10 protein-coding genes and 1 pseudogene are annotated in these 13,406 nt (G+C 58.5%); 4 read left to right on the top strand and 7 right to left on the bottom strand.

The window, feature by feature from the left end:
* The first annotated feature begins 1 nt into the window (after position 1).
* Entirely contained in the window at positions 2-2,098 is a 2,097-nt protein-coding gene (locus ACMDCM_RS00585; RefSeq protein WP_412774620.1) for a type I secretion system permease/ATPase, read from the top strand.
* On the top strand, positions 2,085-3,512 hold the full coding sequence (locus tag ACMDCM_RS00580; RefSeq protein WP_412771742.1) for an HlyD family type I secretion periplasmic adaptor subunit: 1,428 nt from the start codon (positions 2,085-2,087) through the stop codon (positions 3,510-3,512). Before ACMDCM_RS00585 ends, ACMDCM_RS00580 begins: the two co-directional genes overlap by 14 nt.
* A 112-nt stretch (positions 3,513-3,624) precedes the next feature.
* On the opposite strand, the gene ACMDCM_RS00575 is transcribed toward ACMDCM_RS00580, so the two are convergent.
* From ACMDCM_RS00575 to ACMDCM_RS00560, 4 genes and pseudogenes are all read right to left on the bottom strand, one after another.
* On the bottom strand, positions 3,625-4,413 hold the full coding sequence (locus tag ACMDCM_RS00575; protein WP_412771741.1) for a LuxR C-terminal-related transcriptional regulator: 789 nt from the start codon (positions 4,411-4,413) through the stop codon (positions 3,625-3,627).
* A gap of 1,924 nt (positions 4,414-6,337) precedes the next feature.
* Complete coding sequence (locus ACMDCM_RS00570) at positions 6,338-6,577, bottom strand: hypothetical protein (protein WP_412771740.1); 240 nt, start codon at positions 6,575-6,577, stop codon at positions 6,338-6,340.
* A gap of 582 nt (positions 6,578-7,159) precedes the next feature.
* Entirely contained in the window at positions 7,160-7,771 is a 612-nt protein-coding gene (locus ACMDCM_RS00565) for a heme-binding beta-barrel domain-containing protein (protein ID WP_412771739.1), read from the bottom strand.
* 693 nt (positions 7,772-8,464) lie between these two features.
* Positions 8,465-8,745 (bottom strand): annotated as a pseudogene (locus ACMDCM_RS00560) (sunset domain-containing protein).
* A gap of 504 nt (positions 8,746-9,249) precedes the next feature.
* On the opposite strand from ACMDCM_RS00560, the gene ACMDCM_RS00555 reads away from it, so the two are divergent.
* Positions 9,250-9,426, top strand: coding sequence for a hypothetical protein (locus ACMDCM_RS00555; protein WP_412771738.1), 177 nt, complete (start codon positions 9,250-9,252; stop codon positions 9,424-9,426).
* A gap of 517 nt (positions 9,427-9,943) precedes the next feature.
* Positions 9,944-10,321 (top strand): cupin domain-containing protein, encoded by a 378-nt coding sequence (locus ACMDCM_RS00550; protein ID WP_412771737.1) that lies wholly within the window; start codon positions 9,944-9,946, stop codon positions 10,319-10,321.
* Positions 10,322-10,709: 388 nt separating this feature from the next.
* On the opposite strand, the gene ACMDCM_RS00545 is transcribed toward ACMDCM_RS00550, so the two are convergent.
* From ACMDCM_RS00545 to ACMDCM_RS00535, 3 genes are all read right to left on the bottom strand, one after another.
* Positions 10,710-11,045 carry a beta/gamma crystallin-related protein gene (locus ACMDCM_RS00545; protein ID WP_412771736.1) on the bottom strand — a complete coding sequence of 112 codons (336 nt, stop codon included), beginning with the start codon at positions 11,043-11,045 and terminating at the stop codon, positions 10,710-10,712.
* Positions 11,046-11,509: 464 nt separating this feature from the next.
* Positions 11,510-12,574, bottom strand: a complete 1,065-nt coding sequence (locus ACMDCM_RS00540) for a FecCD family ABC transporter permease (RefSeq protein ID WP_412771735.1) — start codon at positions 12,572-12,574, stop codon at positions 11,510-11,512.
* 194 nt (positions 12,575-12,768) lie between these two features.
* Positions 12,769-13,191: a winged helix-turn-helix domain-containing protein gene (locus ACMDCM_RS00535; RefSeq protein WP_412771734.1), complete on the bottom strand. Its 423-nt coding sequence runs from the start codon at positions 13,189-13,191 to the stop codon at positions 12,769-12,771.
* Between the last annotated feature and the right edge of the window lie 215 nt (positions 13,192-13,406).

Genomic DNA, 13,406 nt, shown 5'->3' with positions numbered 1-13,406 from the left:
GATGGCCTTGGTCACCTTGTTGCGGTGTCACGGCGTCGCGGCCGATCCAGCACAAATTCGGCACCAGCTTGGCGTCACGCGAGTCGACATCGCCAGCATGTTGCGGTGCGCCAAGGATTTCGGCCTCAAGTCCCGGATACAGAAGACCAGTTGGAGCCGGCTCTCCGTCACCCCGCTTCCGGGCATTGCGGTTCTGCGAAACGGTGGATTCCTGATCCTCGGCAAAATCGCCGACGAGAAGCTCCTGGTCCAGTGGCCAATGGTTCCGCAGCCCGAAACCATGACGCAAGCCGACCTCGAAGCCATCTGGGATGGCGACATCATCCTGATGGCGCGGCGCGCGTCGTTAACGGACCTGTCGCGACGCTTCGACATCAGCTGGTTCCTCGGCGCAATTCACAAGTACCGTCGCCTTCTGGGCGAGGTGCTCGTCGCCTCGTTCTTCCTTCAGCTTTTCGGCGTCATCTCTCCCCTCTTCTTCCAGGTCGTCATCGACAAGGTACTCGTGCATCAGAGCATGAGCACGCTCGACGTTCTGATCATCGGTCTTGTCTCGTTGACGATCTTCGAGGCCGTTCTGGGCACGCTTCGGGTCTATGTGTTCGCGCACACGACCAACCGCATCGACGTCGAACTCGGCGCCCGGTTGTTCCGGCACCTGATGGCATTGCCGATCGCATATTTCCAGGCCAGACGCGTCGGTGATTCAGTCGCGCGCGTGCGCGAGCTGGAGAACATCCGCCAATTCCTGACGAGTTCGGCGCTGACCCTCGTGATAGACTTCCTGTTCACCTTCGTTTTTCTCGCAGTGATGTTCTATTATTCGATTTCGTTGACATTCGTCGTTTTGGCGTCGTTCCCGTTCTATATCGGTATTTCCGCTGGTGCAGCGCCGTTGTTTCGCCGGCGCCTGGACGAGAAATTCAACCGCGGCGCGGAGAATCAGGCTTTCCTCGTGGAGAGCGTAACCGGCGTGGAAACGCTTAAAGCCATGGCGGTGGAACCTCAGATGCAGCGCCGCTGGGAGGAGCAACTCGCCGCTTACGTATCAGCAAGCTTTCGCGTCCTCAGCTTGAACAATTCAGCGAGTCAGGCGGTCCAGGCCATCAACAAGCTGGTCATCGCCGCAATACTCTACTTCGGCGCCAAGCTTGTGATCGATGGCGAGATGAGCGTGGGTGAGCTTGTCGCGTTCAACATGCTGGCCGCTCGCGTGAGCATGCCCGTGCTGCGGCTCGCGCAGCTCTGGCAGGATTTCCATCAAGCGCGTCTGTCGATCGACCGGCTTGGCGACATCCTCAACACAATACCGGAGCCAAGCTTCAGCCCCGGACGCGCCGCGTTGCCGGCGATCCGTGGTCAGATCACGTTCGATCATGTGACCTTCCGCTATCGCGTTGGCGGACCCGAAGTGCTGCACGACGTGTCCTTCAACGTCCAGCCCGGTCAGGTCGTCGGCGTGGTCGGCTCATCGGGCTCCGGCAAGAGCACCATCGCCAAGCTGATCCAACGTCTTTACGTGCCGGAAAGCGGGCGCGTGCTGATCGACGGCGTCGATCTTGCCATGGTGGACCTCGCATGGCTGCGCCGACAGACCGGCGTCGTGCTCCAGGAGAACGTGCTCTTCAACAGCTCGATTCGGGAGAACATCGCCCTCGCTGATCCGGCCGTCGGCATGGAGCGCATAATTGCAGCGGCCGAGCTTGCGGGTGCTCACGACTTCATTCTCGAATTGCCCGAAGGCTACGACACCGTCGTGGGCGAGCGAGGCAGCAGCCTCTCGGGCGGACAGCGCCAACGCATCGCGATCGCCCGCGCGCTCATCATGGACCCGCGCATCCTCATTCTCGACGAGGCGACAAGCGCTCTCGACTACGAAAGCGAGCGTGCAATCCAGCAGAATATGAAACGCATCGCGGCAGGCCGGACGGTCTTTGTCGTTGCCCATCGGCTATCGACGGTGCGGCGGGCCGATCGCATCATTACGATCGAGCGGGGCCGCATCGTCGAGGACGGCCGCCACGACGACCTGATCCGCTCTAACGGGCGGTACGCAAAGCTGCACTTTCTACAGGCGGGCATCCATGACGCCAGCTAGCAAGAACGTTGTCGCTTTTCCAAAAGCCATGATCCGCCGTCGCGAGGCCGAAATCGCATTTCTGCCAGCGGCCCTCGAGATTGCGGAAACGCCGCCCTCGCCGGTCGGGCGCGCGATAGCAGCGAGCATCATCGCGATCTTCTGCGTCGCGCTCGCATGGGCGTCGCTCGGCAGCGTCGACATCGTCGCCACATCGACTGGCAAGATCGTGCCGGGAGGGCGAACCAAGCTGGTCCAGCCGTTCGAGACCGGCGTCGTCCGTGCCATTCACGTGCGGGACGGCCAGACCGTGAAGGCCGGCGACGTCCTGATTGAACTGGATCCGACGATGACCGACGCCGACCGGGAGCGACAAAAGAGCGATCTCGTCGGCGCCGAACTCGATGCCGCACGGCGTCGAGCTGCCCTGGCGGACAATCCGCTCGCCGCGTTCCATCCGCCTCGAGACGCAGATCCCGCCAAAATCGAAACACAACGCCAGCTACTGATCAGTGAGCAGGCCGAGCATGACGCCAAGCTTTCGGAGATCGGACGTCAACTAAACCAGAAGGAAGCCGAGCGGGGGACGATTTCCGCCAGCGTCGCGAAAATCCAGGCTACCATTCCGATATTGCAGGAACGGGTCAACATTCACAAGACACTCCTCGACAAAGGACTGGCGTCGAAGGTCGTTTATCTTACCGAACTGCAGGATCTGGTCGGACTCCAACAAGACGTCACTGTCCAGCAAAGCAAGCTGCGTGAAGCCGACGCGGCGATCGCTCTGCTGAGGGAGACAAGAGAAAAGACCGCCATGGAGTATCGGCGCGCCGTCTATGATGCGCTGTCCAAGGCGGAGCAAAAGGTCGCGAGCATCACCCAAGACGTGATCAAGGCGGATCAGCGGACCAAGCTCCAGAGCTTGACCGCACCGGTCGACGGGGTTGTGCAGCAACTCGCCGTTCATACGGTGGGAGGCGTGGTGACCCCCGCCCAGGTGCTTGCGGTGGTGGTCCCCACCAAAGCCCCTCTCGAGATCGAGGCCATGGTGTCAAATCGCGATATCGGGTTCGTCCATCCCGGCCAGAGAGCGGAAATCAAGGTCGATACATTCAACTTTACGCGTTATGGACTTCTTCACGGCGAGGTTCTCAGTCTGTCTTCCGACGCCATCGTTCGCGACAACCCTTCGAACGGGTCGAATGACAGGGCTGAAGGTGCGGCGACAAGCAGCAGCGAACCGCATGGGCAGGAATTACAATATGCAGCGCGCGTCTCGCTCGATCGCACGGAGATGCAAATAGACGAAAAGCGCGTCAAGTTAAGCCCCGGAATGGCCGTGACGGTCGAGATCAAGACAGGCTCACGCAGGATCATCAGCTACCTGCTCTCGCCGCTGGCAAGATACAAGCAGGACGCCCTACGGGAGCGATAGCGGATATTCATTCATTGGCCAGTCTTGTTTATTGCTGACCGTGTTGCGGCCGCTCGCCAATGCGGCCTGACGCATAATCATCAAATATCAAATACCGCCGCCAATTGCCGTCTTACGACTCCATTCGCTTTATTGCGGAGATTACCGTGACGGGATCTGAAAATGATTCGTTTGCATTGGCGGCAGGAAGATGGGGGGGACCATTTACCGGCTGTGCCAGCAGCGGATGATTCATTCCCCAAATCGCGGCCTGAGTTCGATTCTGAACTCGTATCTTCCGCAAAATTGCCTTGACGTGAACCTTTACTGTCGCTTCTGCGATATCGATCTTTCGCGCAATGCACTTATTGGAGTTGCCGCTGATAAGGCAACGCAAAATCGCCAGCTCTCTCGGGGAAAGCTGCGGCGCAGTCGCATCCTCCGACGTGACGAAAATCGTGTCCTGGTCAGGGGGCGCGGCACTGCGTTGACGCTCACTTCTGGCATTAGGCGCCGATGTCTGGAACACGGGCGGGAAAACCGCCTCACCCATCATAACCAATTCGATTGATTTTACGAAGGCATCGCAGGACATGGCGCTCACGAGATAACCCGCAGCGCCGACCTGAAACGCCAGATCCGGTTCAGTCGACCTATAGTCGTCGACCACAACGACAATGCGCCCGTTGGAATATTGATCTTTCAAAATGTTGATCTGTTCAACCGCCAGAGCAAAATCATCTCCGGTATGGACGATCAGAAACAGCAGTTGAGGTCCTCGAAAGGTGCCTGTCAATTCATCCGGAGATGATACCGATGCCCGAACACGGAAGTTCTCCGCGCGTAAAATCCGGACAATACCTTCTCTCATTAAAACGCTCTTTCCTATGAGAAATGTTTCAAAGGACTGATGCCTCCTCATTTGACCCTCCTGGTCAGCACGCAACTGGAAACTTTGAAAATCGATTTAAAAACTCCTTAGGGGCTACTCCTGCAGAGGTAGCGGGCCGGCAAGACACTCCTTTTCCAACGACCCACAATGTTTTAGTGGGGCCTTCCAACTGAAAGTTCAAATTTTCGGTGGAATCTAACCGTAGTTCCAATAGCGGAACTCGAAGTCCGGACTCTTTGCAGAAGGTCGTAGGACGACAAATCATTCCGGTTCCCAAACAAATCTGCGAACATCATAGGCGTCCAGCAATCGTCATAGGCGTCCAGCAATCGTCTCAACCAGGCGTTGTTGAATGCTCGATCTGATCTCGTGCGGGGTTGCATCCCCGCGAAACTTCGCCTCTGCTGACCGGTTCGCGAGCGAGCCTCAGCCTGGACACTAGACCAGCCCAAGCGGCGGGAGGCATCAAAATAGGCTCAAAATAAGTTGAATTTTTCCGATTCCCGCAGCACGCCAGCGGCGGACTGCGTCTTATGTGACAGCATCACAGTGAACGATCAGATCTATCTCGCAGCACGCCATTGGCGGCCAACGGCCTGCGATCATCGTTTTCCTGCCTTACACTTTCCCCTGTGCTGCCTTGCTGAGGTCAAAGCACAGCGTCTTCTTCTCACGGGACAGGTTGGTCGGAACCCGGCCGTGTAACAAGTCACTCGGGGGCTTCGATGTTATTCAGACCACAACCCGCTGCCGGTTCTCAGGCCGATCCGCACGACGTTATAATCGCACAACTGCGTGATCTGGCTCCGCGGATCAAAAATCATACGCCGCAAGATGACGAGACGTCTTTAACGGCACCCCAGTCAATTGAGGACGCATCGGTTCGGGTCGCGCCGTCGAATGACAATGCTGATGCATTCCATAATGTAGCAGTTCCCCGTGCGCGATCTCATCGCGGGATCTTCGTCGTGCTACTGGCCCTCTGTACCGGCGTTGCCGCGACGATGGCCTGGCATTCCTACCGCGACCAGGCCACACAGAGCCTTTCACGCTTTATACCGCATTTTCTGACGCAGACTCCTGCGGCTGAAGCGCAGAGCGCGACGGCTCAAGCGATCGCGTCTCAACCAACCGCAACAGCGGATCCCACGCAAACGGCCGCGACGGTTGCACGCGAGCCGCCAACACCGTCGACAGATCCAGCCCCGGCTCCGACGCAAGCTGCACCCATCCAAGCCACGCTTCCCGCCGAAACGGTACAGTCACTCAAAACAATGGAAAGCGACATCGCCTCGCTAAAACAGGCAGTCGACGAGTTGCGGACCGGTGAACAGCAATTGCGTCGAGAGATTGCGAAGGCCGCCGAGCGCGAAGCGCATCCCAAGCCTGTGCAGCACCCGGCCAAGCCTGCTGCGTCACGACGGCAACGCACCTCGCCTCAAGCATCAATTCCACACCGTCCACCCCCGGTCCTTTCGCCGCGACCGGCAGCCGAAGGGCGGATACACCCGCAACAACCCGAGCAACGCAACGCCTACATCCCGGCACGGGCACCGGCGCCTTCCCGACTTCCGCCGCCGTCTGGCGACGACAGCGCCCCCCGGCCGCCGATGCCGTTGCAGTAACGACGCAAGCGGCACAACCGATACGTACAGCAGTCGTTGTCGCGCTTAATACGCGTTGGAAGCCTCTTCGCTTCTGATGGAATCGAAAGCGGAAAGGCTCGCTCTGGCGGCAGGAGCGTGAGCCCGAAACAGGTCGTTTCCCAACACAAAGACCCTGAGGAACGCCGACGCTCAAAAACCTTTCGTCCAACGTGGTTTTTTGCAGCGCGCATAATTCATCGTGCGCCCCCGCGCCGCGGCGGGTGCTGCCAGCAATCCCCCAAACCCCAGCGGCAGGTATCACCTGGTGATACGCGCTGTCCCCGAATGTCGGCCGTTCAAGCTCAGCCTTAGCCCCGCCCTTCAATGCCCGGGCGGTCTCCGGCTTGGTCCCCGCGCGGGCCGCCACTCTGGTCGGGCTGCACAATCTGCTTCACATGAAGACCATGCGGCAAGACCTGACCGCCTCGTTCGTCCGAGACCGGGATATCCGCGATCAGTCCCGAACGCAGCGCTCGCCTCCATGCCTCGATCTCGGTCGGCGCCGCCGCCCCGATGCGTTGATCGTGATAAAATAGAGCATAGGCCATTTGTCCCTCCCCTCTGGTCGCACGGTCAACGTCCCGGACGGAGAATGGTCTCCTTTGCACGGTCGCAGATTCATTCACTTTCACATGAAGGACTTGCGTCACCACAGTTTTGCGGGACGCAGGTATCCGTTGTGTTCAACATTGGTCAAAAGACTTCGACGCAAAGTTCCCGGGTCCAGTTCCTCGGCGTTTCGCAACTTCCTGGTGAACAACCAGACGCGGAGCATAAGAGAAAACTCCCCAATGTGATCGCTGCCTCAGAAGGTTCTCGATCGCAGCCTGTTTTTCCTACTGCAAGGCCAGGCCGTACCTGTCGGCGCACGCCCCCCGAGCTTTCGTGCCGCGCATGTCCGGCCGGATCGAGACGAGCGACACGCTCCTCAGGTTGAGGGCGGACGAGCAGCAGCGACCACCGGCAGCAGTCCACATCGTCAACGCGGGCCTATACGCTCGCGCCCGACCATCGGCATCATGGACGGCGATAACCCGCGCGCGGTCGTTGGTCGAACTCGAGGCGAGATCGAACGATCCCTCGCGATCCGGAGACCGAGCAATGCGGGGCGTCGAGTGACCGATGGTTCTTCAGCGCACCGTGTGCGTTTCAGCGCTGGGATGGTAGCGCTTGACAAGATGCAGAATATTCTTGTCCGTGTGATGCATCTCTTCCTCGGTCGCTGCGAGTTTCAGAACAAGATCGGAGACATAACTGAAAGTCCCGTCATCGTTGATCGTGAAAGTGCTCTTGAAGTCGCGGATTTCAGCGCGTTCGAGAAGATACTTGTTCTGCACGACCCCGTAGTGCGGCGCCCCCGGCTTCGCGTCGAACGTTAACGTTCTGTCGTGAGGTTTAGCGCTGCTACCCGCGAGGATCGCAATACCACGGCCGAACACGACCGCACGCATGACTTCGCCATGGGCCTTGTCCCATAGCAAGAAACCGACCTCGTCATGGAACGGGTCCATCGCCTCTTCGCCGTGGCGCCATGCGGTCATTCCGTAGTTCAGCCCCCATAATTCCTGTCGACCGTTTTCTTGGATTGGAATTGGCTTGAACCAAGCTTTCTCAAAATAGGTGGTGTTGCTCGTTTCATCGTCCTTGTTGTGATACGAGAGGTCGACCCCAACGTCACCTTCCCATTCGCCGACCAGCGGCGTTAGCGGCCCCAGTTTCTGAGGGCCAAATGCCTTTGCCATTCTCGATTCCTTGTCAAACAACGCCGGGCGTCAACAGCCATGCACCATCGATTCTTCGTCGACGCTCGGGGGATACATGACCTTAGGGCTTTAAACATTTATTGCAAATAAATCTTTATGCCGAAGAGGCGCCGGTGTGGCGGCAGGAAATGATGGCGCGGATCAACAGCGATGCACGATTTCCATCCTGACGCTTCCCTCTTTTTTCTTTTTGGTTTCGGGAGCAGTCGCCAGTTCAAGAGAATTCGTTGTCGTCGAGCGGCAAGAGGATTGCCTCGTCCGTCCGGGCCGGACAACGCATGAGCGAGGCATGGCATAAGCGAGGCATGGCCAAAATTCGGACCAAACGCAGGCGACGCACGACGTAACCCGCCGGCAATGTGGGTCACCGGCGGGTCGACTTCCACCTACCAGACGAGGGGTACTGGTACCCGTCTGAGTCGATAATGCACGAGACCGCGGCCGGTTCCTTGCGCATGGCAGCGAAAAATCCCGAAGGTCGCTTGAGCGCAAACGGTCGACACGAAAAGCCCGCCTGACATGGCGGGCTGAACGCAAATATAATTTCGGGATCACAACGGAGGGAAGTAAAGCGCCGGGCCCATGAATGCCGCCTGAACGCTCGAAGTCCGTCCTGAACTAGATAACGTACGAAAACCTGCCATATCGCCCTCTCAGGCTGAAGCCAGGCAGCTACCGCATTGCCTTCCTCCATCCGGCGGCGCGCGCCTCATCTTCTGAACAGAACCAGCGCTCTCCTTTGTTGTAATGACCGCCGCGGAATAATACTCCTGGCCGGGCACGTGATAGATGCGCTCGCCAGTGTTCAGGCTGATATTCCCTTTGATGTTACAGCCGAGGCTCGTCGCTCCAACCGCGGAATGGCCCGCATGGCTGCTCATCTCCGACAAGAGGCCTTGCCCGGTGAAGCCTGCCGCCGCAGCAACCAACACTAGTATCGCAAGTCGTGCCATACCGGCATTCAAGCACGGCGGGCGTTCATTCGAATTGCCGCGATAAGCGAAAATTGTACAGGTCTCGTTCCGGCAAGGCTTTCCATTCATCGTCCAGCCTGCGGCGATGAATGGAGTGCGGCCGAGTCGTGAACAGGACGGCAGAAGAGGCGGCGTGATTACCCTGACGGATAAGGGGCTGCCGCGACCTTGTAGGCAAGCGGAAATGGCGACGGCATAGCGCAAGAGGTTACTGGAGATGACGCACGAGGGGAGACGAAAGTCGTAAAGATATATTCTTGATATTTCTTTTGAGAGGTGTAGGGTTTGCGTGTGGCGAGGGTCCTGAGTTCCTCCCCCCGCCGCAAACTTCCAAGCGATCCGGTACGAGTTCAGTAGGTACCGGATCGCTCCCGTTCTGTATCCAGAGGTACGAAGTTGAAACGGTTGCCTGGGTCGGGGATCTTGGTTTGATGCACTGTACCAAACCGGCCGGATCCCTACAGGGACCGAGAAAGGTTTTCAATGAATACCGTCGAGCAAGTTCAAAAAGCAGCCGAATCGCGAAAGGACGCTGAAGACTTCGCCAACAAGCAGGCTGATCCACGTTCCGGTGATAGCCTGGTGCCAATGCTTGTGGCCGGAGTCGTTCTAACTTTCGGAGGAATGATTGCCGCCTTGGCTTTTACGTCAGTGACCTAGGACTCGGGCTTCTGACCGCGGCGCCGTGCCGTCTCCCAGCTTCTTCGCTCGCCTTTGCCGCACGCATCGGCATCTCAGCGTCGTGAAGATGAAGATGGCGCGCCGCGCTCGCGGCCTCCTTCGGTAAGGAGGCCCTTGGCTCGATGCGCCGAGTCTTGCCTGTTTCAAGCACTCGTGCAGCAGCCTCCACTCCGTCCTCTGGACGCCCTCGTTCCCCCCTGCCATTTGCTTCGTTTCGTCGCAACTTGCGAAGAAACTCCCTCCCCATCTTAGTTTTTCTTCTGTCAACATACATCGCCGTCTGCTGACGCGGGCCGTGACGAGACGCCGACGGTCAATAACGCGGTCGAGTTTGCGCCTGTCGGGCATCGAGTAGCCGAAGGGTGCCGGTGACTTAGGCTCGCTCTTAGGCCATTCGTCGAGCCTATCCTTCGTCCAGTAAACTGCTCATAATGAGAAACTAAGATAATGATCGGCGCAAACCTGCCGAGGGCGGGTGCAGTGGGAGATGACAGCAATGGCTATGCACCATGCCCGCCCCGGAGAAGTTTTTGACCTCGCACCATTGGGTTCAAATCTGAAGGACGCGCGGACAACCGCCATCGTCAAATCGAAAGCATTCGAGGTCGTACGCCTCATTGTTCACGCCGGCGTGGATATCAAGACGCACCAAGTTGACGGTCCCATCACGCTGCATTGCCTGGAAGGCCGGGCTCTGCTCGGATTGTCTGAAGCGACACTTGAACTTTCAGGCGGCCAATGGGTGTATCTCGAAGGGGGCGTCCCGCACTCGATCCGGGGAATCGAAGACACATCGCTGCTGCTCACGATCCTCTTCTTTTCGGGGAGTTCCGACCATCCCGGCGAAAGCACACGTCAAGGTAAGGTGGCGTGAGGACGAAAATGCGGGAAACCATCATGACGCAGGTCGTAGCAGCGGAGCACGACGCCATGGGGGCCGGGCAGATCGGCGGCGCGGATTACGTCGTCTTCCGCCGATCGCGCCGAGCATAGATGGCGACATCGCGCCCCCGCTGGCGCACATGGTCGCCATCAGGATCGCGACGGCCATGGCGATGACGCCGCCTGACGCGGGGGGCCGCGCATGAAGGCCGACCATCGCCGCGGCGTGATCGATGCAAGCAAGTCCGTAGAGCGCGCGGAAGAAAGAAGCGTGCCGCGTAGACGCGTCCGCACTCAGGCCATGCGAAGCGAATCCTGATTTTTGCGGTACGCCTCGTGTATCTATGGACACGAGGGTATCGCTGCGCTGTTGTCTGACGTTAAGGTGACCTGCTGTGGGACGACCCCGTAATTTGAATGGGTCTGCCCAGCGAGTCGACCGGACGCATGCCGGTTATCGCGTCGTTGGCATCATTGACACCAAGCGCTTCGGTGAGCGTGACGTAAACACCTGGACCTACGATTTTCGGCCATGGGTTCTGCCACATCCAATCCCTGAAGAACTGCCAGTTGCCTTCGAGCACAACGAGCGACGACGTCTTATCATTGAAATTGAAATGATCGACTTGGGTACTGAGATTCTCGATATGGTCGAATACGTGCTTGTGGTTGCCTTGAAAATCGACGTTCTCGAAAAGAATAGCATGGGCTGGCATGGTAGGACTCCCTTAAACATGCTGATGGTCCCGCAGGACCTAGCTTGTAGTTGGTCCGACTACCGTTCCGGTTCGTCCTCTTATTGTCTCTCACGGACTAGTGATTCAATTTCGCATCGATATCGCGCGAGAGCAGGCAATAACATCTGGCGCAAGGGCGCCGCATGCCGTCGAAAATTGCCGCGGAGCGATCGATGCCGCCCGCTCGGTAATTAGGTGTCGGCGGGCCTGTACCTCCGGGATCGCGCGGAGCCAATAGCGGGCATCAAGGTTTCGACCGTCGCCGGAAACGATCTCGATGGTATCGCTCATCTTGGAAATCACAAATGGAAGGTCCCTCAACCTCGAAATCGAAAATCGCCGGGTTGAGAGTCAACTGGCTTGCTGCCAACTAGATTCTCACAACAGACGGGAAGGATCATCGCTATGCCAATCCACCATCGCCGTTTGGCCGTTCGGCTCCCTCAATCCGCCACCCATCCCTTCGCCTGGGTGCGCCAGAACAGGAACGCGAAGATCGGCGTTCCAACCGCACTGGTGAGAAGGCCGATCGGGATTTCCTGATCGGTCAGGCTGCGGGCGATATCGTCCATCGCCAGAAGATAGAGGCCGCCAAGCACGGCCGCTGTCGGCAGCAACCGGTTATGATCGGGCCCAACCAGAAGCCGCGCCAGATGCGGCACGATCAGGCCGACCCAACCCACGCCGCCGCTGACGGAAACTTGAGCCGCGACAATCAGCGCAACCAAAGCCATCAGGACCCAGCGCAGCACATCGACGTTGACACCGAGCGCCCGCGCATCCACTTCGCCCAGCGACAAAAGGTTGATGCGCCAGCGCAGCGCAAGCAACAACGTGCCCGCGAATAATGTCACGGCGGCAACGACGGCGACCTTGTCATAGGTCGCGCCGACAAAGCTGCCCAACAGCCAATAGAGAATCGAGGGTAACTTGACGGTCGGATCGACCAGAGTTTGAAAAAGCCCGATGATCGACGAGCAGAAGCCCCCCACGATAACCCCGGATAGAATCAGCGCCAGCGTGCTGGCGCGCCCGCTGAGCGTCGCCAGCGCGAACGCGAAGAACAGCGCGAGCAGACCTGAGCCGAACGCGAGCCCAACCAGGGCAACGGTCGGCCATCCGAGTACTATCGCGATCACACCGCCAAGAGACGCGCCGGAGGTGACGCCAGCGATTTCCGGACCGACGAGCGGGTTGCGGAATACGCCCTGCATTGCAGCTCCGGACAGCGCAAGTCCCATGCCGCAGATCGTGACCAGCAGAATGCGCGGCATCCGGATGATCTCGACGACAACCCAGCTCTTGTCGTCATAACTTCCGACCGCATCAAACGGCAGTGTCGTGAACGCGATTCGCGCCACCTCGCCGATCGGCACCGGATATCGCCCGATTGTCAGCGACATCAATATCAGCGCCACGAGAGCCAGAAACAGCACGGTCAGAAGCAGATCGCTCCGGATCGTCGAGCGAACATAAGAATCCGCCTGCGATAGATCCACTGTGCTCATCATCACCCCAGGTTGAAATGAATCGTCACGCTGCCCCGGAAATGTCCGCAGGAGATGGTGGCGGATGCGCGGCCGCCATCGTTCCGTTCACGGCGCCACCGAGCGTCCTACGATACTACCGCATTCACGCTATACAACAACGTTATATACGAATAAGCACACCGTTGGGAAGATTGTCCCCTGCTCTTATCGGCTTATCGCCCCTCCTTCCTGGAATAGAGGCGCTTCGCCGACGTCTTCGTCTTCTGACGCGGTTTGCGTTGCCGCGCCTGCTCCTTTGCCAAAGGAGGGACATTGTGCGGACCGATGATTTGAGCGTAGCGCGGTATCGCCGGCGGTGTTGTGGAATCGATCCCGAACCGTTTCTCAAAGGCGCGAAAGTAGGGCTTCAGGGCCCTATTTGCGATCAGCTCCATCTCACGAAATCTCGCCAGCACTTCCTTGCCGATGGGGGTCAGGGACGCTCCGCCGCCATGGCGCCCGCGCCTGAGCTCCACCAGCGGCTCATCAAACAGCGAATTGAGGATATGCACCGATGCCAGAAGCTGACGAATGCTGAGATCGACGGCCGGCGCCGCAGCCGATATCGAGCCAAGACGGTCGATGGCTTCGAGCATATTAGCTCGATGCGGACCTATTATTTCATTCGCGGGATTCGTGGATCCCCACTCGATGCGGAGGAACATCCAGATTGACATGCAATACCCCCAAGCATCGCCTCATGATGACCCCGGTGCTTCGCATGTCTGAACCCCAAAGGCCAGTGCTACAACGAAGCCACCATCGCGGGTCGCGAAGGAATCTCCACACTGGTTTCAATTATAATGTTGAC

This window comes from Nitrobacter sp. (assembly GCF_047149785.1).
Classification (GTDB): Bacteria; Pseudomonadota; Alphaproteobacteria; order Rhizobiales; family Xanthobacteraceae; genus Nitrobacter.
This window is presented reverse-complemented; position numbering and strand designations above follow the sequence as displayed.